This window comes from Mycobacterium vicinigordonae (genome assembly GCF_013466425.1).
GTDB lineage: Bacteria > Actinomycetota > Actinomycetes > Mycobacteriales > Mycobacteriaceae > Mycobacterium > Mycobacterium vicinigordonae.
On record NZ_CP059165.1, the window covers coordinates 4824798 to 4848842 of the forward strand.

The window sequence follows — 24045 nt, forward strand, 5'->3', positions numbered from 1 at the left end:
CATGGACTTCACCTTCACCGAAGAGCAGGAGACCATCGCCAAGCTGGCCCGCGATGTCTTCGAGCACCGCGCCACCCCAGAGCGACTCAGCGAACTGGAGGCCGGTGACGCCCGCTACGACGCCGAGCTGTGGCAGGAGCTAGCCGCCGTGGATCTGCTCGGGGTCGCGCTGCCGGAAACGGTCGGCGGCTCGTGCGGCGGTCCAGGCGCCGACTTTGTGAAACTCGGCGTGCTGCTGGCCGAAGTCGGCTGGAGCGTGGCCCCGGTGCCGGCATATCCGACGCTGGTACTGGGGGCTGACCCGATCGCCCGGGGCGGCACCCCGCACCAGCAGCAGCGCCTGTTGCCCGACGTCATTGCCGGAAAGCGAATCCTGAGCGCTGGTCTGGCCGAGCCCGGTAGGTCCAACCCCGCGCGGCCGGCCACCACCGCCCGTCGCGACGGCAGCAGCTGGCGGCTCGACGGCGCCAAAGAGCTGGTGCCGGCCGGTCAACTGGCCGACACGATCGTCATCCCGGCGACGCTGGACGACGGAACTGTCGGCTTGTTCCTGGTCGCGACGGACGCTCCCGGTGTCGACGTCCGGCCGGTGACCACCACGAACCGCGAACCACACGCCGACGTATTCCTGGACGGCGCCACTGTTCTTGACGACGACCGCCTGGCCGGAGACGTCGAGTCGCTGTACACCCGGGCGCTGGTCGCGTTGTGCGCCATCCAACTGGGCGTCGCCGACCGAGCGCTGCACATTGCCGCGGAGTACACCACCGGGCGGGAGCAATTCGGCCGGCCTATCGGCAGCTTCCAGGCCGTACAGCAACGAATGGCCGACGGCTACATCGACGTCGAGGCGATGCGCTGGACCACATGGCACGCGGCGTGGCTCGTCGCCCACGGCAGGCCCGCAGACCGGGCGGCCCGCATCGCGAAATTCTGGGCCGCCGAGGCCGGCGCGCGGGTGACCGCGACCGCGCAGCAGGTGCACGGCGGCATCGGAATCGACACCACCTATCCGCTGCACCGCTACTTCCTGTGGGCCAAGCACAACGAGCTCAGCCTCGGTCCCGCCTCCCAGCAGTTGGCCAGCCTCGGCGCGACCTATCCGGAAGGACTGTAGATGACGACCACCACCAGCCGCACCAGCACTCTGAAATGGGCCGACATCGAGGTCGGCGACGAACTCACTGCGCTCGAAATCCCCATCGACACAACGAAGATCGTCGCCGGTGCGATCGCCTCCCGCGACTTCATGCCGGTGCACCACGATCGCGACTACGCCAACAAGCAGGGCTCACCGGACCTGTTCATGAACATCCTGACGACCAACGGGTATTGCATCCGCTTCCTCACCGATTGGGCCGGTCCAGAGGCGATGGTCAAGAACTTGTCGATTCGTCTCGGTGTGCCTTGCTTTCCGGGCTCCACGCTGAGTTTCACCGGCAGCGTGACCGGCAAGACTCCCGGCGATGACGGGGAGAACTTCGTCGAGGTGACCTTCCGCGGCTCCAACAACCTCGGCGACCACGTTTCCGGTACCGCGGTGCTCAGCCTGCTCGACGGGACCCCCGCATGACTTCTAGCCTCCCCGGAGCTGCCGCCATCGTCGGGATCGGGCAGACGGAGTTCTCCAAGGAATCCGGCCGCAGCGAACTCCAATTGGCTTGTGAGGCAGTCAGTGCCGCACTCGACGACGCCGGTCTGGCACCCAGTGATGTCGACGGCATGGTCACCTTCACCATGGACTCCAGCGACGAGATCGAAATCGCCCGCAACGTCGGGATCGGCGACCTGAGCTTCTTCTCCCGCGTCCATCACGGCGGCGGCGCTGCGGCCGGCACCGTCGTACACGCGGCGATGGCGGTGGCGACCGGGGTTGCCGACGTGGTGGTCTGCTGGCGGGCATTCAACGAACGCTCCGGCTTCCGGTTTGGCGGCAGCGGGCGTAAGAGCGCCGAAACTCCGTTGTTCATGGCGCATTACGCACCATACGGGTTAATTACCCCGGCGGCGTGGGTCGCTCTGCACGCGCAGCGCTACATGTCCGCCTACGGAGTCACCAATGAAGACTTCGGCCGCATCGCCGTCGTCGACCGCGCGCACGCGGCGCGCAATCCCGACGCGTGGTTCTACGAGCGCCCGATCACGCTGGAGGATCACCAGAATTCACGCTGGATCGTCGAACCGGTGCTGCGACTGCTGGACTGCTGCCAGGAGAGCGACGGCGGTGTCGCCCTGGTGGTCACCGGCGCCGATCGGGCGCGGGACTTGCGCCAGCCGCCAGCGATCATCACCGCCGCCGCCCAGGGTGCGGCCGCCAACGGCGAGATGATGACCAGCTACTACCGCAACGACATCACCGGGCTGCCGGAGATGGGTGTGGTCGCCGACCGGTTGTGGCACGACTCGGGCCTGAAGCCGCAGGACATCCAAACCGCCTTCATCTACGACCATTTCACACCGTTCGTGTTCACCCAACTCGAAGAACTCGGGTTCTGCGGGCGCGGTGAGGCCAAGGACTTCGCCACCGTGGAGCGGTTGTCACTGGGCGGGGAGTTCCCGATCAACACCAACGGCGGACTGCTTGGCGAGGCATATATCCACGGCATGAACGGCATCACCGAGGGGGTCCGGCAGATCCGCGGGACGTCCTACAACCAGGTCGAGAACGTCGAGCATGTCCTGGTCACCTCGGGTACCGGAGTGCCGACCAGCGGGCTGATCCTGGAGCGCTGAGCGCGGTGACCACCCAGGCTACCGACCTGACCCAGGCGAGCGACACCCGCGAACTCATCATCGAGTCCGCGTACGCGTGCTTCGCGCGACACGGGCTGCAAAAGACGACGATCGTCGACATCGCCAGAGCGGCCAACGTGTCCCGCAGCACCATCTACGAGTATTTCAGCGACAAACGGGCCATCCTCGAGGCCTGCGCCGAGAACGCCTCCGAGCAGTTCTACCGCGAAATGTCCAAAGCCATGGCCAAGGGTGACTCGCTGGAGGACAAGCTCTGCCAGGCAGCCGTATTCGTGACGCAAGCTAGCCGGGCGATCGCCTCGGAGAAGTACTTCGACGAGGAGGCGGTCAGCCTGCTGCTGACCAAGGACGCCGCGGTCCTGCTCCGTGAATGCGCTGAGTTCTTCGCGCCGCATCTCTCGGCCGCCAAGCTCACCGGCGAGGTCCGTAAGGACCTGAATGTGGCGGCCGCCGGGGAGTGGTTCGCGCGAATCCTGTTCTCGCTGTTCAGCACCCCCTCATCGATTCTGGACATGAACGAGCCGGCCGTGGTCGCCGATTTTGTGCGTGCGCACGTGGTGCGAGGCTTCGCCGACGATCGAACTCGAAGGGGTGCACCCAAGGCGCGTTGAGGGCGAGATCATGCTCGATGTCGCAGTGCCCGCAGGAAGAAGCCCAGATTCGCAGGCCGCTCGGCGAGTCGCCGCATGAAATACCCGTACCACTGGGTGCCGAACGGTACATACACGCGCACTCGGCTACCTGCGCCGGCCAGCCGCCGCTGCTCGTCGTCGCGGATCCCATAGAGCATCTGGTACTCGAAATCATCTACACCGCGGCCTGATTCGTCTGCATAACGTGGGGCCGCGGCGATGATCGCCGGGTCGTGCGAGGCCACCATTGGATAGCCCCGACCGTCCATCAACACCCGCAGGCAGCGCAGGTACGAATCGGTGATCGCATGGGCACCCCGGTGGGCGACCGATGCAGGCTCGTCGTAGGCGCCCTTGCACAACCGCACACGAGCGTCGGCCAGGTCGCGACAATCGCCGACAGTACGAACTAGGTAGGCCTGCAAAGCCGTGCCAAGCCAAGGAAAGTCGACCCGCAGGTCACCCGAGATCGACAATGTCGAGTCGGTGGTGGTGTGGTCCTCGGCGTCGACGGTGACCCAGACGCCCACCGCGGCGGCGCGCTCACAGATGGCACGGGCGTTATCCAGTGCAATCTTCTCACCGTCGCGCTTCAGCGCCTGCCCCAGCGCCGACAGCTTGACCGACACCTCCAGCGGCCGCACACCCTGGCGTGCGACGTCGACCCGACTGCCAAGCGCATCAACTAGATCCAGGTACGCGCGCACGGTGGCCGCGGCGTCGTCGGCGTCGGTGACGTTTTCACCCAGGTAGTCGATGCTGATGTGCCGTCCGGAATCACACAACGCGGCAACGATATCCATCGCACTGGCCAGGCTCTCGCCGGGCACGAACCTGCGCACCACCCGGCGTGTCACCGCCGAGTGCTCAACGAAGCGGCGCAACCCGTCGGCCCGGCCGGCCGCGAGCAGTGCCGGGCGGGCGGTGTGCGCGAACACCCCGGACATCAGGCCTGACCCGCTTCACGGGCCATATGGGGATAGGAGTGCTCAGTGGCCGGCACGAATGTCTCTTTGATGGTGCGCGCTGACGTCCAGCGCAGCAGGTTCAGCGGCGACCCGGCCTTGTCGTTGGTGCCGGACCCGCGAGAGCCGCCGAACGGCTGGCGTCCGACTACGGCGCCGGTCGGCTTGTCATTGACGTAGAAGTTGCCCGCCGCGAACCGCAGCCGCTGCAAAGCAGTCAACACCGCGGCGCGGTCATCGGCGATCACCGCGCCGGTCAACGCATAACGAGACCCGGTGTCTACGACGTCGAGGATTCGCTCGTACTGGTCGTCGGGGTAGACGTGTACCGACAGCAGCGGCCCGAAGTATTCGGTGGCGAACGCCTCGTCGGTGGGGTCGTCGGACAGCAGCACGGTGGGCCGCACGAAATACCCTTCGCTGTCGTCGTATTCGCCGCCGACGGCGATGGTGATCCGCGCAGCGCCCTTGGCCCGCTCGATCGCGTCGACGTTCTTGACGAACGCCCGCCGGTCGATCAACGCGCCACCGAAGTTGGTCAGGTCAGTGACGTCTCCGTAGGGCAAAGTCGACGCGCTGTGCAGGAATTCGTCTCCCATTCGCTGCCACACCGAATGCGCGATGTAAGCCCGCGACGCCGCCGAGCATTTTTGGCCCTGATAGTCGAACGCGCCCCGGATCAGTGCGGTCGCCACCACCTCGGGGCGGGCCGAGGTGTGCGCGACCACGAAGTCCTTGCCGCCGGTCTCACCGACTAGCCGCGGATAGCTCTGGTAGGCAGAGATATTGGCGCCCACTTGCTGCCACAGGTGCTGGAAGGTGGCCGTCGATCCGGTGAAGTGGATGCCGGCTAGCCGCGGATCGGCCAGCGCCACATCGGATACCGCGTAACCGTCGCCGGTGACCAGGTTGATTACCCCGGGCGGCAGACCCGCTTCCTCCAGCAGCTGCATGGTCAGGTATGCCGCCAACGTCTGGGTGACCGAAGGCTTCCACACCACGGTGTTGCCCATAAGTGCGGGCGCAGTCGGCAGGTTGGCCGCGATCGAGGTGAAGTTGAACGGGGTGATCGCGTAGACGAAGCCGTCCAGCGGACGGTAGTCGCTGCGGTTCCACTCCCCGGCGCCGCTGATCGGTTGCTGCGCCAGGATCTGGCGGGCGAACGCGACGTTGAATCGCCAGAAGTCGATCTGTTCGCACGGCGCGTCGATCTCGGCCTGATACACCGATTTCGACTGGCCCAGCATGGTGGCCGCCGCGATCCGCTCCCGCCATGGCCCAGCCAGCAGCTCGGCCGCCCGCAGCAGCACCGCGGCGCGTTCATCGAAAGGTGTTGCAGCCCAAGATGCCTTGGCAGCCATGGCCGCCTCGACGGCGGCGGCGGCATCGGCGTGGGTAGCGTTGGTCAGCGTGCCCAGCGTCGCGGCGTGCCGGTGCGGCTGGACGATGTCGATCCGTTCGCCGTCGCCCATCCGGTGCTGCCCGGCAATGACGTGCGGCAGGTCGATCGGGTTGGCGGCAAGTGCCTGCAATTCACCGCGCAGGCGGCGGCGCTCGGGTGATGTCGGTGCGTAGTCGTGGGCTGGCTCGTTGGCCGGCATCGGTACTTCAGTGATGGCGTCCATGGTGGTCAGGATCCCCTGAGCCGGCGCCCGATCAGTTAGCTGATCGGACAACATTAGGACACCTATCTAGTAGAATCAGACAATGCACGGTGCGGGCGTGGGCCTCGGCCAACTCTTGCTGGCGCTGGACGCGACCATGGTCAGCCTGGTTCAGGCGCCCCGCGGCCTGGATCTTCCGGTGACCTCGGCCGCGCTGATCGACTCCGACGACGTACGGCTGGGTTTGGCCGCAGCAGCAGGATCGGCCGACGTGTTCTTTCTGCTCGGTATTGCTATAGATGAGGCGGTGCGTTGGATCGCCGGTCAGCACAGCAAGCCGATCGCGCTGTTCGTCAAGGATCCGGCGGAGCCATTGGTGACCGCCGCGGCGCGGGCCGGGTCGGCGGTGGTGGCCGTGGAGCCGCAGGCTCGCTGGGAACGGTTGTATCAGCTGGTGAACCGAGTGCTGGCGCATCACGGCGATCCCGCGGACGACGACCCGGGCACCGACTTGTTCGGCCTGGCGCAATCCCTGGCAGACCGTATCCACGGCATGGTCAGCATCGAGGACGCGCAGTCACACGTGCTGGCGTATTCGGCGTCCAACGACGAAGCCGACGAACTGCGCCGGCTGTCCATCCTGGGTCGCGCGGGCCCGCCGGAGCATCTGAAGTGGATAGGCCAGTGGGGGATCTTCGACGCGCTGCGCTCAGGCAGCGAGGTGGTACGCGTCTCCGAACGGCCGGAACTGGGACTACGTCCGCGGCTGGCAATCGGCATGCATCAATTGAGCGACCCGCGGGTGTTCGCCGGCACCATCTGGGTGCAGCAGGGTTCCCGTCCGCTGGCCGAGGACGCCGACGAGATGTTGCGCGGCGCCGCGGTGCTGGCCGCCCGAATCATGTTCCGGTTGGCCGCCCGGCCGTCTCACCAGACGCGACGGGTCCAGCAGTTGCTCGGTCTGGATGACGGCGAACCCGCCGACGTGGCGGGCATTGCCCGCGAACTCGGTCTGCCCACTGACAGCGACGTCGCGGTGATCGCCTGGGACGCCGTCGTGCCCGCCGAGCGGACGGCCAGGCTGGCCGACATACTGGCGTTGAGCGCCAGTGCCTTTCGCCGCGACGCCCGGGTCGCCGCCGACGGGTCGCGGATCTACACGCTGCTCCCGGCGATCTCGACGCCGCGCGCGATCGGCTCCTGGGTGCGCGGCACTGTCGGCGCACTGCGCGCGGAACTGGGGACCGAACTGCGCGCTGTCATCGCCGCACCGGTCGCCGGTTTAGGCGCAGTCGCGGCTGCCCGTGTCGAGCTGGACCGGGCGCTGGACAGCGCCGAACGCCACCCCGGCACCCTCGGCCAGGTCACCAGCCTGGCCGAAGCCCGCACCACCGTGCTACTCGACGAGATCATCAACCGGATCGGAGCCGACCAGCGCCTGGTCGATCCGCGGGTGCGCGAATTACGCGCCCGAGATCCGGTACTGGCCGAAACCCTGAGCGCCTACCTGGACTGCTTCGGCGACATCGCCGCCGCCGCCACCCGGCTGCAGGTGCATCCCAACACGGTGCGCTACCGGGTGCGCCGGATCGAGAAGCTGCTTTCCACCTCGCTGGCCGATCCCGATGTGCGGCTGCTCTTTTCGTTGGGGTTGCGGGTTGCCGATCGAGGCTAGCCAGGCATCAACCCGCAGCAATCGACACGAGGACGAAGGTTCGCACCCGCCCCGGCACCGACGCGTGGCACATCGACAGCAGCGGCTCGGACATTTCCTCGGCGAGCACCACCTCCACCGGACCCGAGTCGCTGGCAAGCAGAACGCGAATCTGATGCTCGCCGCGCTGCACCTTGAGCGGTGACAATGCTGCGATACGCTGCTCCCCGGACGCTTGACGAGCGAAATATTGCGCGGCTTGAACTGGATGCGGGAGACAGGTGCGTCCACGCAGGAACGCGTTGTCCAGCCGCCCGTCGAGATAGAGGTCGACGAGTCTGGCCGAATCCGTCGCGTCGACTCTCCCATAACACAGGCCTTCCGGCAGGATCAGCATCGTCGCCGCAAACCTGTCACCACCCAGATGTGAGCATTCCCAGGTGAATTCGGGATATCGCTCCGCGATGGTCGCGGTCGCGGCCCGACCACGCACCGCGCAACACTGGTCATGCTTGCCGTGTGCGCAGACCGCGACAAGCGGATCGGTCAGCAGTTGACCGTCGGAACCGTCTAACGCGATGTCGAGATACTGTTCGGGCGCGTCGACCTCGCCCTGCCAGAGTTCCTCTTCGCCTTCATCTGACCGCGCGAGGAACCACCGCCATCGCGGATCGCGAGATCGCCGCCCCGGTCGGCGTATCGCGGCGACCCGCATGCCTGCCGTCTCTGCCCGACGGGCAATTGCTCGCCCCAGCGCGGGAGGAAGGATCGTCTCGGAGTTGAGGAACGCCGAATGTCCCCAGGCGCCAGGGATTTCGAACATGGCCCACGCGTGTCCCGCCGACGCTGTGCCGTACATCGGATCGTTGCGGGCACGCGATTGATCGCTGCACGGCGTCCGTTTGACACCGCTCATCGGCGGGTCATTCCCAGGCCGCCGCGGGCACCACGACGGCTTCGCGCAGCAATCGCCGAATCAGCACCGCCGCGTCAGCCTGATCCAGGCCTGGGGTGGCGGCCGCATCGACAATTAGTCCGTCGTGCAGCGCCCGGAGGGCAAGCGCACACGAATCCGGGAAGGTCATGGTGCGATCCGGTAGACGCAAAACCACCTGGCCACCGCCGCTTTCGATCGCCCCGATCAGGCCGCGGCGCCACTGCACCGGCGTGCGGCTGGCCGATTCGGCGGCCCGCAACGAGGCAAGCGGACGAACGGGCGCCGGCCGGGTGCGTTGCGCATGCCGTCGCGTCAGCCGCTCGGCCGCCTGCTCTCCGATTGCCGTCGCTTCGTGACGCAGCGCGTCGACGACCTCGGCCATGACCTTGGTCGCTGTCGCCGTCATCTCATCGCGGTCGGTGAGGTCGGCGCCCACTGCCAAGGACTTGCGGAACGCGGGGTATTCGGCCAGCACATCGACGACCGCCTGCACCACGTCCAGCTGGGTCACCGCACCAACTCCGATGGTCAGGTGGATCGAGGTGGATTGCGTCGAGTGCGCCGAATGCACCCAGCCGCGCGGCAGATAAAGCGCGTCGCCGGGCGACAACACCGTGTCGATAACCGGCTCGCCGGTGACCCGTTCGGCGATGGCCACTCGGTGATTGGTCCACGGTTGCGACGGCACCGGGTCCTCGTGCACAGGTGCGTGCACACTCCACCGCTTATGGCCCCCCACTTGCAGCACGAACACGTCATGGACGTCGTAGTGCGCATCGAAGCCACGGCTGTCCGGCGGGGTGATGTAGGCGTTGGCCTGCACCGGATGCCCGAGCTCGTCGACCATGCCACGAACAAACTCGATGATCGGCGGCCACAACCGGTGCAGGCCCTGCAGCACAATTGTTGCGCCGGAAGCGAACTGGGCCAAGACCTTGGCGGGATCCAGTTGGTCGGGCATCTCGGCGCCGAAGCCGCCGGACCCCAGATAGCAATCCCGCGCCAACAGGTCTCCGTGCTTGACCATCCGGATGAACGGCGCGCGGACCCCACGTTCGGCGATCAGTTCGTCGACAGCTGCCGGTGAGAGCAGATCGGTGAAATCGCGGGGCAACTCGTCTGTCCGGCTGAGCAACGGCAAGCGTCCCCAGTGGTCGGCCGCGAACGCCGCCGGATTGGTGGCGACGCACCGACTCAGCATCGCGGCTCGCTTATGCGGTTCCGTCGGCTCCTCCGTCATGTCCCTCGGGGTTGGAGCCACCGTCAGCGGGGCCTTCGCCGGCCGTCCCGTCGGCGCCTCCGTCGTGACCCTCGGGGTTGGAGCCACCGTCAGCGGGGCCTTCGCCGGCCGTCCCGTCGGCGCCTCCGTCATGTCCCTCGGGGTTGGAGCCACCGTCAGCGGGACCCTCGCCGCCGTTGCCGGTGGTGGTGATGTCTTCGTCGTCGAGTGCCATGGTGATCCTCTCGTCGGTTCTGTCCTAGGGTTGTTTCCCCCGCAAGCCGATGCCAAACGAGCAGTTCGCCGCCAGTTCGCGAATTCCCCAGCGCCGCACCGGCCGCGGGGCGGGCACCAGGTCGGCAAGGGTTATCTTCAGCGTGAAGGTAAATGGCTGTGTTGCAGCGGTTTTGCGTGCCGCTAGGCTGCGTGGGTGGCCGATCATCCGTCGTCATATCTGGTGCTGGCATCCCAGCGCAGTGGCAGCACCCTGCTGGTCGAGTCCCTGCGTGCCACCGGTGTAGCCGGCGAACCGCAGGAGTTCTTTCAGTACCTGCCCAGCACCAGCCAGTCCCCGCAGCCGCGTCAGTGGTTCGCAGATGTCGACGACGAGTCGATCCTGAGCCTGCTCGATCCGTTGGACGAAGGCAAGCCCGACCTCGCCCCCCCGGAGATCTGGCGCGACTACATCCGCACGGTCGGCCGCACCCCCAACGGGGTATGGGGCGGCAAACTGATGTGGAACCAGACGCCCTTGCTGCTGGACCGGGTAGCCGGCCTCAATGAAAGGTCGGGCGACGGCCTGCTGGCCGCGATCCGCGACGTCGTCGGCGAGGACCCTCTGCTCATCCACATCCACCGACCTGACGTCGTCTCCCAGGCCGTCTCGTTCTGGCGTGCCGTGCAAACCCGCGTGTGGCGGGGGCGGCCCGACCCGGTCCGCGACGCACGCGCCACCTATCACGCCGGTGCGATCGCGCATGTCGTGAAGATGTTGCGGGCTCAGGAAGAGGGCTGGAAGAACTGGTTCGAAGAGGAGAAGGTGGAGCCGATCGAGATCTCCTACCCGGTGTTGTGGCGCAACCTGACTCAGGTGGTGGGCGACATCCTCGAACGGCTGGGAATGGATCCGAGGCTGGCGCCGGAGCCGGTTCTGCAGCGGCAGGCCGATCAGCGGTCGGACGAATGGGTGGACCGCTACCGGGCGGACGCCGAAAGTGAGGGATTACCAACATGACCACCCATACCGAATCTCGGACCGACACCCGGCGGGTAGACGAGTTGCGGCTGCTGGAAGCCGAAGCGGTACACATCATCCGCGAGGTCGTCGCCGAACTGGAGCGACCGGTGCTGCTGTTCTCGGCCGGCAAGGACTCGATCGTGTTACTTCGCCTAGCGGAGAAGGCTTTTCGGCCGCTACCGCTGCCGTTTCCGGTGATGCATGTCGATACCGGACACAATTTTCCCGAAGTGATCGAATTCCGCGACCGCCGCGTCACCGGGGCCGGACACAAACTGATCGTGGCCTCAGTGCAGGAGTCCATCGACAAGGGCCGGGTGCCCGACCCGGGACCGAGTGCCTCACGCAACCGCGCCCAGACCCGCACCCTGCTGGACGCGCTAGAGGCCGGGGGCTTCGATGCCGCTTTCGGCGGCGCGCGCCGCGACGAGGAACGTGCCCGCGCCAAAGAGCGAATCTTGAGTTTCCGCGACGAGTTCGGCCAGTGGGACCCGCGCGCCCAGCGGCCCGAGCCGTGGACGCTCTACAACGGCCGGATCAAGAAGGGTGAACAAGTACGGGTGTTCCCACTGAGCAACTGGACCGAGCTGGACGTCTGGCGCTACATCGAGCTGGAAGACCTGGAAATACCTTCGATCTATTACGCCCACGAGCGCGAGGTTTTCGAACGTGACGGGATTCTGTTGGCGGTGTCGGAATACGCCCGCCCGCGCAACGGAGAAAGCGCGGCCGTGGAGTGGGTGCGCTACCGCACCGTCGGCGACCTCACCATCACCGGGGCGGTGCGCTCCACCGCCACCGACATCAGCCGGGTAATCGTCGAGATCTCGGCCGCCACGGTCTCCGAGCGCGGTGAGACCCGCGCCGACGACCGCACCTCGGCCGCCGCGATGGAAGACCGCAAGCGAGAGGGTTATTTCTGATGACCGTTGCCGACGAAGAAGTACTGCCCCCCAAGGGGATAACGCGCCAACTCCTGCGCATCGCGACCGCTGGCTCGGTGGACGACGGCAAGAGCACCCTCATCGGACGGTTACTGCACGACACCGACAGCCTGCCGCTGGACCACCTGGAGGCGGTTACCGACGAGGAGGGCATTGCCGACCTGGCCGCCTTGTCCGACGGTCTGCGCGCCGAACGCGAGCAAGGCATTACCATCGACGTCGCCTACCGGTTCTTCTCCACGCAGACCCGTAGCTACATCCTGGCCGACACGCCCGGCCACGAGCGATACACCCGCAACATGTTCACCGGAGCCTCCAACGCGCACGTTGCGATCCTGCTGGTCGACGCGCGCGCCGGCGTGCTGCGCCAGACCCGCAGGCATGCCCGGATTGCAAAACTGTTGGGCATCAAGCACTTTGTCGCTACCGTGAACAAGATCGACCTGATCGATTTCGACCAGTCGGGCTTCGACAAGGTGGCCGAGGAACTCGCTCAGGTGGCGGCGCGTCTGGGCGAGGTGGACATCACGGTCATCCCGATCGCGGCCAAGCACGGCGACAACGTCGTGCATCGCTCCGAGCGCACGCCGTGGTACAGCGGTCCCACCCTGCTCGACTACCTCGAGAACGTGGAACTCGCTGCGCCGCAGGCCGAAGCGTCGCGACTACGGCTGCCGGTGCAATGGGTGTCGCGGCCAACCGCCGAACAGCGCCGCCGCTACACCGGGCGGCTGGCCGCCGGGACGCTGCGCGTCGGTGACCCGGTGGTAACGCTGCCTGCAGGCACCCGGTCGACGGTGACCTCACTGGACACCCTAGATGATGAACGCACCACGGGCGTTGCGCCCCTTTCGGTTTCGATCGAGCTGGCCGACGACATCGACGTGGGCCGCGGAGACGTGTTCATCAGCGGCAGCGAGGACGCGGTTCCACCGGTGCTGGCCCGCGAGCTCGACGCGACGGTGTGCTGGTTCGTCGACAGCCCGTTGCGGGCCGGTGATCGGCTGGCACTCAAGCAGACCACCAAAACAGTGCGCGCCACCGTCCAGGAACTGCACGCCCGGCTGGATCCGGAGACTCTCGACGAACTGGACAGGCCAGTGGAGTTGGTGCTCAACGACATCGGCACGGTGACACTGCGCACCAGCTCCGTCGTGATCGCCGACCCCTATGAGGACAATCGGGACAGCGGTGCATTCATCCTGATCGACGAGACCACCAACGACACCGTCGGCGCCGGCACCATCATCGAGGCACGAGAGGTCAAGCCAGGCACCCACCAGCGCTCCGACATCCGCTGGCACCCGTCAGCGCTGGACCGCCGGCATCGCTGGCAGGCCACCGGGCAGTCGGGGGCCACCATCTGGTTCACCGGCCTGCCCGCGTCCGGCAAGTCCACGGTCGCGGTGGCGGTGGAGCGCGCACTGGTTGAATCGGGACGAGTCGCCTACCTGCTCGACGGCGACAACCTGCGCCATGGCCTGTCCGACGATCTGGGCTTCTCCCCTGGCGATCGCGCCGAAAATATCAGGCGGGTAGGTCATTTGGCACGGCTGCTGGCCGACGCGGGCGTGGTGGCGCTGGCTTCGCTGGTCTCGCCGCTGAAGTCCGATCGTGAGACCGCCCGGGCCCTCAGCGAAGCCGCCAAGCTGCCCTTCATCGAGGTGCACGTCGCAACGTCGTTGGCCGAGTGCGAAAAGCGCGACCCGAAAGGGCTTTATGCCCGCGCGCGCAACGGCGAACTCCGGGGACTCACCGGCGTCGACGCTCCCTACGAGGCGCCCGAGAGCCCCGATCTGGTGCTCGACACCACCGGCGCCGACATCGACGAACTGGCAGCGCAGGTGATCCGCCTGCTCGACCAGCGCAGTCCCCGGCACTAACCTACGGTGGCGACCCGCCGCACCCAGCTCCTAAATCACCGCGATCAGATCACTTGGCCTGCAAGGCTTGCCGCGCAAAAATCTGATGCATGGGCACAACAACGTCACGCCGTGGCCGCGGCCTTGAACGCCTCGGGTCCATCTCGATCGACTGGTGGGCCACGCTACTGGCCGCCCTAGTCGCGGTGCTGGCGGTCGCCAATATTCTGCCCCGCATCCCGTGGTGACGCCGTGAGCACCGTTGAGGTCGAACCCGAGGATGCTCGCGCCGAGCCCGCTGATGTAGGGCCGCTGAGCTATCTACCCGGCGTAGCGTTGCTGATCGCCGTCGGCGTCCTGGGCAAGTACGCCCAAGTCTGGTGGAACGCGCTTGCACGACAGCAACACTGGACTGTGCCCGACATCGAGTACGTGCTGTGGGCGATCCTGATCGGCCTGCTGATCGCCAACACCGCCGGCCTGCATCGGTGGTTTCGGCCCGGCGTGGGGACCTACGAATTCTGGCTGAAGATCGGGATCGTGCTGCTGGGTTCGCGATTCGTGCTCGGCGACATCGCAAAGCTGGGTGGCGCCAGCCTGGTGCAGATCCTGGTCGACATGGCGATCGCGGGAACAGTCATCCTGCTGGCCGCGCGTGCCTTTGGGTTGTCGGGCAAGCTCGGCTCGCTGCTGGCGATTGGCACCTCGATCTGTGGCGTGTCGGCCATCGTGGCCGCCAAAGGCGCCATCCGCGCCCGCAACTCGGAGGTGAGCTACGCCATCGCGGCGATCCTGGCGCTGGGCGCGGTCGCGCTGTTTGCGTTGCCGCCGCTCGGGCACACGATCGGGCTCAGCGACGGCGAATTCGGTTTGTGGGCCGGGCTTTCGGTGGACAACACCGCAGAGACTACCGCCACCGGCTACTTGTACTCCGACCACGCTGGAAAGATCGCGGTGCTGGTCAAGTCGACCCGCAACGCACTGATCGGGTTGGTCGTGCTGGGTTTCGCAGTCTTCTGGGCCGGTCGCGGCGAAGCTGACGAAATAGCGCCCGGTGTCGCCGCCAAGGCGGCGTACGTGTGGGAGAAGTTCCCCAAGTTCGTCTTGGGCTTCCTGGCGGTATCGGCGATCGCAACGGCGGGCTGGCTGACCAGGGGCCAGACCGCCAACCTCGCCAATGTGTCCAAATGGGCGTTCCTACTCACCTTTGCCGGCGTCGGGCTCAACACCGACATCCGTCAGATCACCCGAACCGGCTGGCGCCCCTTGGTAGTCGCCGTCGCCGGGCTGGTTGTCGTGGCGTTGGTGTCCCTTGGACTCGTCCTGTTGACGTCCCGCGTCCTGCATTGGGGCGTGGCGGGCTAACCGGCAGGCGTCCCGCTGTCGCGCCGCAGCGCACGAAGCCGCTTCAGCGTGAGCCGTCCGACCTGGCGCGACGCCGTCTGCGACAACCGGTCGACATACCACGCGGCCTTCCACCAGCGAGGCACGATGATGACGCCGTTCCCGCGCAGCACCGCACGCAGCGCGCGCTCGGCGAACTTTTCGGGGGCCATCGGCCGCATCGGCTCCCAATATTTGAGGATCTCTTCGCCGCTGACGCCGGTGAACCGGCCGTACTTGCCCATGGTGAGAATCGGGGTGCGGATAGCGCCCGGACACAGCACCGACACGCGCACGCCGTGGCGCTCCGCCTCGAGCCGGAGCACTTTCGAGATCGCGACGACGGCATGCTTGCTGGCGGTGTAGCTCGCCGAACCCGGAGCCGCCAACAGACCGGCCATGGACGCCGTGTTCACGATATGGCCGCTGCGCTGCCGGATCATGATCGGGTAGACAGCTTGAATACCGTGGACGACACCGCGCAGATTGACGTCGAAGACGTCGTTCCAGTCCTCGAGGGTGTACGAGTCGATCTCCCCGCCGACCCCGATGCCGGCGTTGTTGAACAGGTAGTCGATCCGGCCCGACCGCCGCACCACCTCGGCGACGGCACTCTCGAACGACGAGTAGTCGCGTACGTCGAGTTCGATCGCATGTGCCTGTGTACCGGCCTCGTCCAAACTCCGCGCCAGTTCCTGCGCTACCTCGATCTGCCGGTCAGCGATCCAAACCTCGGCACCGCCGTCGACCAGCTTGGCAGTCAACGCCGCACCGATCCCCGACGCGCCACCGGTGACGAGGGCCACTTTGCCCGACACGCTGTTCATCTGGGCAGACTAATCGAGGGGTAGCGATCAGGCGATACCGTAAGCGCGATCTTGCGCATGTGCAGACACGTAAACCTCGGCCAAAAATTGTTCGACAGCCACCGCGGTGTGCGCGGCACGGGCCGAGCCGAAGATGTCGAAAGCGTGCTGTGCCCCGGGCAATTCGGCGTACACCACGGGCTGGCGGCTGACTTCGCGCAGCCGCGCGGTGAAGCTACGTGCCTGTTCGACTGGGATCAGCGAGTCGTTGGTGCCGTGCAACACGAAGAACGGCGGCGCGTGTTCGCCGACATGAGTGATCGGCGAGGCCAGCCGGAACGGCTCGGCGATGTCGGCGCGGCCGAGCTTGAACACCCGCTTGCCCATCATGGCCGGCATCATCGGATGCACCGCGTCGTCCCGCGTGAAGTCGTAGAAGCCGTAGAACGGCACCGCCGCCTGCACGCGAGTGTCGGCGTCTTCGAAACCGGGCTGGAACAGCGGCTCGTTGGGTGTCAACGCGGCGAGTGAGGACAGATGGCCGCCCGCCGAACCGCCCGTGATGGCGATCCAGCCCGGGTCTCCGCCGTATTGGGCGATGTTCCCTTTGGTCCAGGCGATGGCGCGTTTGACGTCGACGATCTGGTCCGGCCAGGTCGAGCGCGGGCTGAGCCGGTAGTTGACGGATACGCAAACCCAGCCGAGTTCGGCCAGGTGGCTCATCAGCGGATGTGCTTGCCCGCGTTTGTTTCCCACCATCCAGGCGCCTCCGTGTACCTGAAGCAACACCGGCGCCGCGCCGTCGCGGTCGAGGTCGGGCCGACGCCAGATGTCGAGGTGGTTACGTGAGCCGTACTCCCCGTAGCTGATGTCTGCGTCATGGGCGTAGTCACGGTAGACCCGCATCATCCGGACCACGCCCGGCTTCTTGGCGGTGGCGCCGCCCGGCGCCGGCCGTTGCCACAGGTCGCCGGCCTCGGTGCGCCGCTCGGCGCCCAGCCCGTCGTCCAGTGCAGAGGTCAGGTGCTCGTGCGCCGCCTTGCCACTGCGGTGCAGACCGAGCAGACCCAGCCAGGACAGCACCGCTGGAATCCAGGCGAGTAGGCGCTCGCGCGTGGATAACCGGTGGGACAGCGCGGTCAGTGCGGCGGCCTGCGCGGCCAGCGAATGCACCGGAAGCTCGGAGGCGAACAGCCCGGAGCCGAACGCGTAACCGGCCTGGTACCCCTTCCTGCTGACCGGGCGGTAGCCGTTGACGGCGAACACCACCCCGGCTAGTGACAGCAAGACAGCTGCGATCCGCTTCATTGGGTTCCCTCCCGGTATTCCTTACCCAATCTAACTGCTTCGGCCTGGCGCCTTTTCACCCGGTTTGCCCCGCCTCCCCCGAGCCGCCGGCGTCATGGGTTTCGGGTGGACGCTCGAGGATCCGATAGTCGGGGTCGGCCATCCACATCGGCCGGTCGCCGCTGTGTCGCGCCTTGCCGGTGACCTGCAGCAGTTGACCGGGCTGGATGTCGGCCCCGCCGCCTTCGGGCCGGAACCTGATGCGGACATCGCCGGTCTGGTCGCCGACGACGATCCAGCGGAAGGTGCCCCGGCGTTTGGCGATGTCCTCGATCTCGCTGACCCGTCCCTCGAAGGTCGCGTTCTGGCCGGGGATGAGCGCCGCCACCGTGATCACCGTCTGCGACCGAGACGGATGTTCGTAGGCCTCGACGCTGCGGTCCTCACCTTGCGACACCCATTCGCCGATCTTGTCAATCTCGCGGGCGATTCGCTGCTCCAGGCGTTCGGGATAGGCGTCCTTGATGCGCGACTGCACGTCGTAGGGCACGATCGTCGCCGCGGCGTCGGGGATGAGGCTGACTGCGCGGGCGATCTTATCCGCGGTGCGGTCGTGCAGCAGCCGGCCCAGCAGCGGCGCGTAGGTCCGGCGCGGCAACAGGACCGTTACGTTGGTGTCGGGATGCTCCTTGCTCGCCTTTGCCACCAAGACCTGCGCGGCACGGGTGATCCGGCGGTCGGGGCAATCCACCACTCGCAGTCGGGTGTCCAGATCAAAATCGTCCCAACGCTTTCGCAGTTTGGCGGCATGGTCCGCGTCGATCATGAAGTGCACCGCGATCAACTCATCGGCTCGCAATCCCTTGCCGTACCGCAGTCCCTCGAGCACGGCGAGGTCGACCGAATTAACGAAGATGTACGCCTGGTGCCGTGCGTACTTCACCAGCTCAGGACGGTCGGTGCGGAACATCTCTAAAATCGCCGCCTCGGCGCGGTATTCACGGTTGAGCCGGATCAGCAGGAATACCAGCAAGGGAAAGACGACGACAACCAGCCAGGCCCCCTCGGTGAACTTCGCCACCGCGAAGATCCCCACCACGATAGTCGACAGAATTCCTGCGGACAGGTTGATCATCAGTCGGTGTCGCCAACCCGATTCCCGTTGTGTCAGATGATGTTTGGTCATTCCGTAGCCGGCCATCGCGAAGCCGGTGAACACGCCGATCGCGTAGAACGGGACCAGTGCGTTGACCGAGCCGCCCGTCACCACCAGCAATATCACCGACAGCGTGGTGAGCGCGATGATGCCGTTGGAGAACACCAGCCGATGCCCGCGTTTCATCAACTGTCTTGGCAGGAAACGGTCTTCGGCCACGAAGCTGGCTAGTGCCGGAAACCCATTGAAGCTGGTGTTGGCGCCGGTGAACAGGATCGCCGCGGTGGAGGCCTGCACCAGGATGAAGAAAACATTGCCTATCGCGCCGTTGCCGAAGACCGCGCGGCCAATTTGCGAGAGTACCGAGGGGTATTCGGTCAGATACGGTGTGGCGTGGGTCGCATGGGCCAGGTAGGCCACGCCTGCCAGCAGAAAGCCCAGGATGGCGGCCATCGCGGTGAGCACCCGACGTGCGTTGCGGCCCTCCGGTTTCCGAAAGACTTCGACGGTGTTGGAGATCGCCTCGACACCGGTCAGTGACGAGCCGCCATTGGCGAACGCGCGCAGCAGCACCAGGATCGTGGCGCCCATTACCAGCCCGTTGCCCTGATGCACCGGCACAGTTCCGGGCAGATGCGTCGGATCATACGTGGGCAGTCCCCAGAAGATTTGGCGCACAACGCCGGTCACGATCGTGGCAGTGATCATAGCGATGAAGAAATACGTAGCGGACGCGAAAGGCGCTCCGGCTTCCCGCATGCCGCGCAGGTTCAAGAAGCAAATGAACAGGACTACACTCACCGTGATCTCCAGGCTGAAGGGCCCGAGCATCGGCAGCGCGGAGACCACCGCGACGGTCCCGGCCGCCGACTGCACTGCCACCGTGACGACATAGTCGATCAGCAGCGCTGCGGCGGCAACTTGCGCGACCCGTGGCCCGAAATTGTCGCGCGCCACGATGTAGGAGCCGCCGGCCCGCGTGTAGGCCATCACCACCTGCCGGTATGAGGCGGCCACCAGCACCAGGATCAGCAGGATCACGCCGGTGATAGGCAGCAGCAACGCGAACGCTGCCAGTCCCGCGTTTGGCAGCAGTTCGATCAGGATCTGCTCGGGGCCATAGGCGGTCGACGAGATCGCATCCGGTGACAAAGCACCCAGCGCGACCGGGTTCGACAAGCGCTCCTCGGCGAGCTTCTCGGTGATCAGCGGTTTGCCCAGGAACACCCGCTTGAGGATGTCGCCCGTGGACAACGGGATCCGCAGCTTGCCGACCGAATTGTCAGCTGAATCTGTCACACAGCGCATTCTGCCGTGCGACGGGCGTGCTGTTAACGCAGGCGCTCGACCGCCGCGGCGATGCGCTCGTCGGTGGCGGTCAGGGCGACCCGCACATGCCATGCACCACCGGGACCATAGAAGTCACCCGGGGCCACCAGAATGCCGCGTTCAGCGAGCCAGCCGACCGTCTGATGGCAGTCCTGCCCCTGGCTGGCCCACAGATACAGACCCGCCTCCGAATGGTCGATGGTGAAGCCCGCCGCGCGCAGCGCAGGCAACATCACCGCGCGCCGCTGGGCGTACCTCTCCCGCTGCTGGCGCTCATGGTCGTCGTCGTCGAGCGCGGCCACCATGGCGGCCTGCACCGGCGTCGGCACGATCATCCCCGCATGCTTGCGCACCGCCAGCAACTCGGCGACCACCCGCGGGTCGCCGGCGACGAACCCGGCCCGGTACCCCGCCAGCGACGACGTTTTGGACAGCGAGTGGACCGCGAGCAGCCCGGTGTGATCGCCGCCGCACACCGCCGGGTGCAGCACCGACTGCGGTTCGGCGTCCCAGGCCAGTCCCAGGTAGCACTCGTCGGAGGCGACCAATACTCCACGCTCGCGCGCCCATCCGACGACCTTGCGCAGATGGTCGACGCCCAGCACCCGGCCAGTGGGGTTGCTCGGCGAATTCAGGTACACCAGTGCTGGGGTCTGCGGGCCCAGCTGGGTCAGTGAATCCGCGCGCACCAGCTGCGCTCGGGCCAACCGCGCACCGACCTCATAGGTCGGGTACGCGAGCTCGGGCACCACCACCACGCTCGTTTCGCCTAGCCCAAGCAAGGTCGGCAGCCAGGCGATGAGTTCTTTGGTGCCGATCACCGGCAGCACCGCGGACTCGGCCAGCCCGGTGACGCCGTAGCGACGGGTCAGTGCCGCCACCGCCGACTGCCGGAGCTGCGGGGTGCCCGCGGTCGCGGGGTAGCCCGGAGCTGAGCTCGCCGCCGCCAGCGCGTCTCGGATCAGCGGCGCAACCGGATCGACCGGAGTGCCCACGGACAGGTCGACGATCCCGTCCGGGTGCGCTGCGGCCCTGGCCCTCGCCTGGGCCAGGGTGTCCCACGGGAACTCGGGCAGAGCGGCCGACAATGCGACGCCCTTCCGGGGCTGCAGCACCAGGTCGCTCTAGTCGTCCTCGCCCTGCGGCGGCAGATCCTTGACCGCTTGCGGGTCATTGTCGGTCTGGCCTACCTTCGCCGCGCCGCCCGGAGATCCCAGTTCGACGAAGAAGTCGGCGTTGATCTGCGTGTATTGGCCCCATTGCTCGGGCACATCGTCTTCGTAATAGATCGCCTCGACCGGGCAGACCGGTTCGCAGGCGCCACAGTCGACGCACTCATCGGGGTGGATATACAGCATCCGGGCACCCTCGTAGATGCAGTCCACCGGGCACTCCTCAATGCACGCCTTGTCCTTGATGTCGGTGCAAGGCTGGGCAATCACGTACGTCACGGACGTCTCCTCAACGTGTCCTCCAGGTACGACTGTGGGCTGTCGGTCGCGCCGCCCAGGGGCTTCCAGGAGGCGGACCGGTACTGCAATTGATTACTGATACTAGACGTTGCACATACACCCGGTGAAAGGGCACGCCCGTAAATGTGTCCAGTCGGCGACGACGCCGTCTGTGACAATGGCCGGGTGACCGTTGGGCGCGTGACGCCGTCGTACAGGGTCGAGCCGCGGCAGCCCGGGGACCTGCCCGAGTGTGTCGAACTTTTGCGCGGTGTCCATGTTGCAGACGGCTACCCGAAATTCTGGCCGTCCTATCCTGCGCGTTGGATCGCATCGAAAAGGGAGCTCGTCTCGTGGGTCGTGCGGGACGTTACGTCGCGCATCCGAGGCCACGTCGCGCTGCACGGCCTACCCGACAGCCCAGCCAGTGATAGGTGGACGGCCGCCTCGGGCATCGCCGCGGAGCACTTGCTGGAACTGAGCCGGCTTTTTGTGTCCACGGCGCATCGCCGACAGCGCCTAGGCGAAGCGTTGACGGCCGAAGCGACACGCTACGCGCATGGACTAGCTGTCCAACCCGTACTGGAAGTTGCGCAACAGGCCGTCGCCGCCATCCGCCTATACGAACGTCTTGGCTGGCACCGAGTCGGCGAATGGGAATTGACCATCGACGAACAACGCCGCCTCCCGATCTTCGCCTACCTGGGTCCCGCGGCGGGTGCACAACCATGACACCCTATCCAAACCTCTTGTCCCCGTTGGACCTCGGCTTCACCACGCTACGCAACCGAGTGGTCATGGGGTCGATGCACACCGGACTGGAAGACAGCGCCCGCCACATCGATCGACTGGCCGCGTACTTCGCCGAGCGGGCGCGCGGCGGCGTCGGACTGATCATCACCGGCGGCTACGCCCCAAACCGCACCGGCTGGCTGTTGCCGTTCGCCTCAGACCTGACTTCTGCCGCTCAAGCCCGCCGCCACCGTGGCGTCACCTCCGCCGTGCACGAAGAGGACGGCAAGATTCTGCTGCAAATTCTGCACGCCGGACGTTATGCCTACCACCCGTTTTCGGTCAGCGCTTCCTCGATCAAGGCCCCGATCAACCCATTTCGGCCCCGATCGCTAACCCGCCGCGGTATCGAGTCCACGATCGCCGATTTCGTGCGCTGCGCCCAGCTGGCCCGGGCGGCGGGCTACGACGGCGTCGAAATCATGGGCAGTGAAGGCTATTTGGTCAATCAGTTCCTGGCGCCGCGCACCAACAAGCGTTCCGATTCGTGGGGCGGCTCGCCAGCCAACCGCCGCAGGTTCCCGGTCGAGATCGTGCGCCGCACCCGCGAGGCGGTGGGGTCCGACTTCGTCATCTGCTACCGGATGTCGATGGCCGACTACGTCGAAGACGGCCAAAGCTGGGACGAGATCGTCGCGCTGGCAATTGAGGTGGAGGCGGCTGGAGCGACCATCATCAATTCCGGCTTCGGCTGGCACGAGGCCCGGGTGCCGACGATCGTGACGTCGGTGCCAGCCGGCGCGTTCGTCGACATCAGCAGCGCACTGGCCGAGCACGTCAGCATCCCGGTCGTCGCCTCCAACCGGATCAACATGCCGCAAGCCGCCGAACAGATCCTGGCCGACACCCACGTTCGACTGGTATCGATGGCTCGACCGCTGTTGGCCGATCCCGAGTGGGTGCTCAAAGCGCAATCCGAACGCGCCGACGAGATCAACACCTGCATCGCCTGCAATCAGGCCTGTCTGGACCACGCGTTCGCCAAGAAGACGGTGTCGTGCCTACTGAACCCGAGAGCCGGGCACGAGACGAAGCTAGTACTCACACCGACCCGGCGCACGGAGGCAGTGGCCGTCGTCGGTGCCGGCCCGGCCGGTCTGGCCGCTGCCGTCGGCGCCGCGCAGCGCGGACACCGAGTCACCCTGTTCGACGCCAACGACTTCATCGGCGGCCAATTCGACCTGGCGCGGCGCATTCCCGGCAAGGAGGAGTTCAGCGAAACCATCCGGTACTTCGCCACCATGCTGGCCAAGTTGGGGGTCGAGGTCCGGCTGGGCGCCCGGGTCGGTGCCGCCGACCTGGCCGACTACCGCCACGTGGTGCTTGCGACCGGCGTCATGCCGCGCCTGCCAGCCATCCCCGGCATCGACCATCCCAAGGTGCTGACCTACGCCGAGGCGATCACCGGAGCCAAGCCGGTCGGCAAGACGGTAGCCGTCATCGGCGCCGGCGGCATCGGTTTCGATGTCTGCGAGCTACTGGTCACCGACGAGTCGCCCACCCTCAACCTCAAAGAATGGAAGGCCGAATGGGGGGTGGTCGATCCCCGGGAGGCGCGCGGCGCCGTGACCACGCCGCTGCCCGCCCCTCCGGCCCGGGAGGTGTACCTGCTCCAGCGGACCAACGGCCCGCAGGGCAAGCGGCTGGGCAAGACCAGCGGATGGGTGCACCGGGCCTCGTTGAAGGCCAAGGGCGTGCACCAGCTGTGCGGAGTCAATTACGAACGGATCGACGACGACGGCCTGCACATCAGCTTCGGCCCGGACCGGCAGCGGCCGCGGCTGCTCGCCGTGGACTCCGTGGTGGTTTGCGCCGGCCAGGAGTCGGTGCGCGACTTGGAGGACGGTCTGCGCCGCGTCGGCGTGGATCCGCACATCATCGGCGGGGCTGCTATCGCCGCCGAATTGGACGCCAAGCGAGCGATCAAGCAGGGTACGGAACTCGCAGCCAGACTGTAGACGTTCGGAATCGTCGGACACTCGGGATGGTCGAACTACGCCGGGGCAAGTCTGGGCGAGTCTATGAGCACCTTA

The 24045-nt window shown here is 66.5% G+C and carries 22 protein-coding genes; 12 read left to right on the forward strand and 10 right to left on the reverse strand.

All coding sequences use genetic code 11. The annotated features are described in order from the left end of the window. Window position 1 precedes the first annotated feature (1 nt). Genes H0P51_RS21495 through H0P51_RS21510 form a run of 4 tightly spaced genes read left to right on the forward strand, consistent with a single transcriptional unit; the run spans window position 2 to window position 3365 of the window. A complete protein-coding gene (locus tag H0P51_RS21495) occupies window positions 2-1117 on the forward strand; it encodes an acyl-CoA dehydrogenase family protein (protein ID WP_180914886.1) in 1116 nt (371 codons plus the stop codon). Further along, on the forward strand, window positions 1118-1573 hold the full coding sequence (locus H0P51_RS21500; RefSeq protein WP_180914887.1) for a MaoC family dehydratase: 456 nt from the start codon (window positions 1118-1120) through the stop codon (window positions 1571-1573). After that, window positions 1570-2733 carry a lipid-transfer protein gene (locus H0P51_RS21505; RefSeq protein WP_180914888.1) on the forward strand — a complete coding sequence of 388 codons (1164 nt, stop codon included), beginning with the start codon at window positions 1570-1572 and terminating at the stop codon, window positions 2731-2733. The genes H0P51_RS21500 and H0P51_RS21505 overlap by 4 nt, the downstream gene beginning before the upstream one ends. Window positions 2734-2738: 5 nt before the next feature. Next, window positions 2739-3365: a TetR/AcrR family transcriptional regulator gene (locus H0P51_RS21510; protein ID WP_180914889.1), complete on the forward strand. Its 627-nt coding sequence runs from the start codon at window positions 2739-2741 to the stop codon at window positions 3363-3365. Between the two features lie 8 nt (window positions 3366-3373). Here the strand turns inward: H0P51_RS21510 and H0P51_RS21515 are convergent, their stop codons facing one another. Beyond that, window positions 3374-4333 carry a proline dehydrogenase family protein gene (locus H0P51_RS21515; protein ID WP_180914890.1) on the reverse strand — a complete coding sequence of 320 codons (960 nt, stop codon included), beginning with the start codon at window positions 4331-4333 and terminating at the stop codon, window positions 3374-3376. After that, window positions 4333-5976, reverse strand: a complete 1644-nt coding sequence (gene pruA / locus H0P51_RS21520; protein ID WP_180919141.1) for an L-glutamate gamma-semialdehyde dehydrogenase — start codon at window positions 5974-5976, stop codon at window positions 4333-4335. The genes H0P51_RS21515 and pruA overlap by 1 nt, the downstream gene beginning before the upstream one ends. Before the next feature lie 82 nt (window positions 5977-6058). Here pruA and H0P51_RS21525 point away from each other — a divergent pair, with 82 nt between their 5' ends. Continuing rightward, the gene (locus tag H0P51_RS21525; RefSeq protein ID WP_180914891.1) at window positions 6059-7630 is read left to right on the forward strand and encodes a PucR family transcriptional regulator; all 1572 of its coding nucleotides are present in this window, start codon (window positions 6059-6061) and stop codon (window positions 7628-7630) included. 7 nt (window positions 7631-7637) lie between these two features. Here H0P51_RS21525 and H0P51_RS21530 read toward each other — a convergent pair whose 3' ends face one another. The 3 genes from H0P51_RS21530 to H0P51_RS21540 are packed head-to-tail and all read right to left on the reverse strand — an operon-like array spanning window position 7638 to window position 10000. Continuing rightward, window positions 7638-8525, reverse strand: coding sequence for a ferredoxin family protein (locus H0P51_RS21530; protein ID WP_180914892.1), 888 nt, complete (start codon window positions 8523-8525; stop codon window positions 7638-7640). 7 nt (window positions 8526-8532) lie between these two features. Continuing rightward, window positions 8533-9747, reverse strand: coding sequence for a cupin domain-containing protein (locus tag H0P51_RS21535; protein ID WP_180914893.1), 1215 nt, complete (start codon window positions 9745-9747; stop codon window positions 8533-8535). A 10-nt stretch (window positions 9748-9757) separates the two neighbouring features. Continuing rightward, window positions 9758-10000 carry a BatC protein gene (locus H0P51_RS21540; RefSeq protein ID WP_180914894.1) on the reverse strand — a complete coding sequence of 81 codons (243 nt, stop codon included), beginning with the start codon at window positions 9998-10000 and terminating at the stop codon, window positions 9758-9760. A 195-nt stretch (window positions 10001-10195) separates the two neighbouring features. Between H0P51_RS21540 and stf0 the strand changes: the two genes are divergently transcribed. The 5 genes from stf0 (at window position 10196) to H0P51_RS21565 (ending at window position 15173) form a co-directional block, all read left to right on the forward strand. Then, on the forward strand, window positions 10196-10999 hold the full coding sequence (gene stf0 / locus H0P51_RS21545; protein WP_180914895.1) for a trehalose 2-sulfotransferase: 804 nt from the start codon (window positions 10196-10198) through the stop codon (window positions 10997-10999). Further along, the gene (cysD, locus tag H0P51_RS21550; protein ID WP_180914896.1) at window positions 10996-11925 is read left to right on the forward strand and encodes a sulfate adenylyltransferase subunit CysD; all 930 of its coding nucleotides are present in this window, start codon (window positions 10996-10998) and stop codon (window positions 11923-11925) included. Before stf0 ends, cysD begins: the two co-directional genes overlap by 4 nt. Then, a complete protein-coding gene (cysC, locus tag H0P51_RS21555; protein ID WP_180914897.1) occupies window positions 11925-13829 on the forward strand; it encodes an adenylyl-sulfate kinase in 1905 nt (634 codons plus the stop codon). Before cysD ends, cysC begins: the two co-directional genes overlap by 1 nt. Before the next feature lie 89 nt (window positions 13830-13918). Continuing rightward, window positions 13919-14056, forward strand: coding sequence for a hypothetical protein (locus H0P51_RS21560; RefSeq protein WP_180914898.1), 138 nt, complete (start codon window positions 13919-13921; stop codon window positions 14054-14056). Between the two features lie 4 nt (window positions 14057-14060). Continuing rightward, the gene (locus H0P51_RS21565; RefSeq protein WP_180914899.1) at window positions 14061-15173 is read left to right on the forward strand and encodes a YeiH family protein; all 1113 of its coding nucleotides are present in this window, start codon (window positions 14061-14063) and stop codon (window positions 15171-15173) included. Here H0P51_RS21565 and H0P51_RS21570 read toward each other — a convergent pair. The 5 genes from H0P51_RS21570 to fdxA are packed head-to-tail and all read right to left on the reverse strand — an operon-like array spanning window position 15170 to window position 21220. Beyond that, window positions 15170-16018 carry an SDR family oxidoreductase gene (locus tag H0P51_RS21570; protein WP_180914900.1) on the reverse strand — a complete coding sequence of 283 codons (849 nt, stop codon included), beginning with the start codon at window positions 16016-16018 and terminating at the stop codon, window positions 15170-15172. The two genes, H0P51_RS21565 and H0P51_RS21570, sit on opposite strands and share 4 nt — an antisense overlap. A 27-nt stretch (window positions 16019-16045) precedes the next feature. Further along, complete coding sequence (locus tag H0P51_RS21575; RefSeq protein ID WP_180914901.1) at window positions 16046-17305, reverse strand: alpha/beta hydrolase; 1260 nt, start codon at window positions 17303-17305, stop codon at window positions 16046-16048. Between the two features lie 55 nt (window positions 17306-17360). Continuing rightward, window positions 17361-19739: an amino acid permease gene (locus tag H0P51_RS21580; protein WP_246398129.1), complete on the reverse strand. Its 2379-nt coding sequence runs from the start codon at window positions 19737-19739 to the stop codon at window positions 17361-17363. Between the two features lie 32 nt (window positions 19740-19771). Further along, window positions 19772-20857: a succinyldiaminopimelate transaminase gene (gene dapC, locus H0P51_RS21585; protein WP_180919142.1), complete on the reverse strand. Its 1086-nt coding sequence runs from the start codon at window positions 20855-20857 to the stop codon at window positions 19772-19774. Window positions 20858-20893: 36 nt separating this feature from the next. Continuing rightward, window positions 20894-21220: a ferredoxin gene (gene fdxA / locus H0P51_RS21590; protein ID WP_180914903.1), complete on the reverse strand. Its 327-nt coding sequence runs from the start codon at window positions 21218-21220 to the stop codon at window positions 20894-20896. A 360-nt stretch (window positions 21221-21580) separates the two neighbouring features. On the opposite strand from fdxA, the gene H0P51_RS29300 reads away from it, so the two are divergent. Continuing rightward, window positions 21581-21952, forward strand: a complete 372-nt coding sequence (locus tag H0P51_RS29300; RefSeq protein WP_180914904.1) for a GNAT family N-acetyltransferase — start codon at window positions 21581-21583, stop codon at window positions 21950-21952. Then, a complete protein-coding gene (locus H0P51_RS21600; protein WP_180914905.1) occupies window positions 21949-23970 on the forward strand; it encodes an NADPH-dependent 2,4-dienoyl-CoA reductase in 2022 nt (673 codons plus the stop codon). The genes H0P51_RS29300 and H0P51_RS21600 overlap by 4 nt, the downstream gene beginning before the upstream one ends. Window positions 23971-24045: the final 75 nt, after the last annotated feature.

Bases quoted from the DNA above. Each gene is read 5' to 3' on its own strand.
- H0P51_RS21495 (WP_180914886.1), top strand. From the start codon at position 2: ATGGACTTCACCTTCACCGAAGAGCAGGAGACCATCGCCAAGCTGGCC.
- H0P51_RS21500 (WP_180914887.1), top strand. From the start codon at position 1,118: ATGACGACCACCACCAGCCGCACCAGCACTCTGAAATGGGCCGACATC.
- H0P51_RS21505 (WP_180914888.1), top strand. From the start codon at position 1,570: ATGACTTCTAGCCTCCCCGGAGCTGCCGCCATCGTCGGGATCGGGCAG.
- H0P51_RS21515 (WP_180914890.1), bottom strand. From the start codon at position 4,333: ATGTCCGGGGTGTTCGCGCACACCGCCCGCCCGGCACTGCTCGCGGCC.
- pruA (WP_180919141.1), bottom strand. From the start codon at position 5,976: ATGGACGCCATCACTGAAGTACCGATGCCGGCCAACGAGCCAGCCCAC.
- H0P51_RS21525 (WP_180914891.1), top strand. From the start codon at position 6,059: ATGCACGGTGCGGGCGTGGGCCTCGGCCAACTCTTGCTGGCGCTGGAC.
- H0P51_RS21530 (WP_180914892.1), bottom strand. From the start codon at position 8,525: ATGAGCGGTGTCAAACGGACGCCGTGCAGCGATCAATCGCGTGCCCGC.
- H0P51_RS21535 (WP_180914893.1), bottom strand. From the start codon at position 9,747: ATGCTGAGTCGGTGCGTCGCCACCAATCCGGCGGCGTTCGCGGCCGAC.
- H0P51_RS21540 (WP_180914894.1), bottom strand. From the start codon at position 10,000: ATGGCACTCGACGACGAAGACATCACCACCACCGGCAACGGCGGCGAG.
- cysD (WP_180914896.1), top strand. From the start codon at position 10,996: ATGACCACCCATACCGAATCTCGGACCGACACCCGGCGGGTAGACGAG.
- cysC (WP_180914897.1), top strand. From the start codon at position 11,925: ATGACCGTTGCCGACGAAGAAGTACTGCCCCCCAAGGGGATAACGCGC.
- H0P51_RS21560 (WP_180914898.1), top strand. From the start codon at position 13,919: ATGGGCACAACAACGTCACGCCGTGGCCGCGGCCTTGAACGCCTCGGG.
- H0P51_RS21570 (WP_180914900.1), bottom strand. From the start codon at position 16,018: ATGAACAGCGTGTCGGGCAAAGTGGCCCTCGTCACCGGTGGCGCGTCG.
- H0P51_RS21575 (WP_180914901.1), bottom strand. From the start codon at position 17,305: ATGAAGCGGATCGCAGCTGTCTTGCTGTCACTAGCCGGGGTGGTGTTC.
- H0P51_RS21600 (WP_180914905.1), top strand. From the start codon at position 21,949: ATGACACCCTATCCAAACCTCTTGTCCCCGTTGGACCTCGGCTTCACC.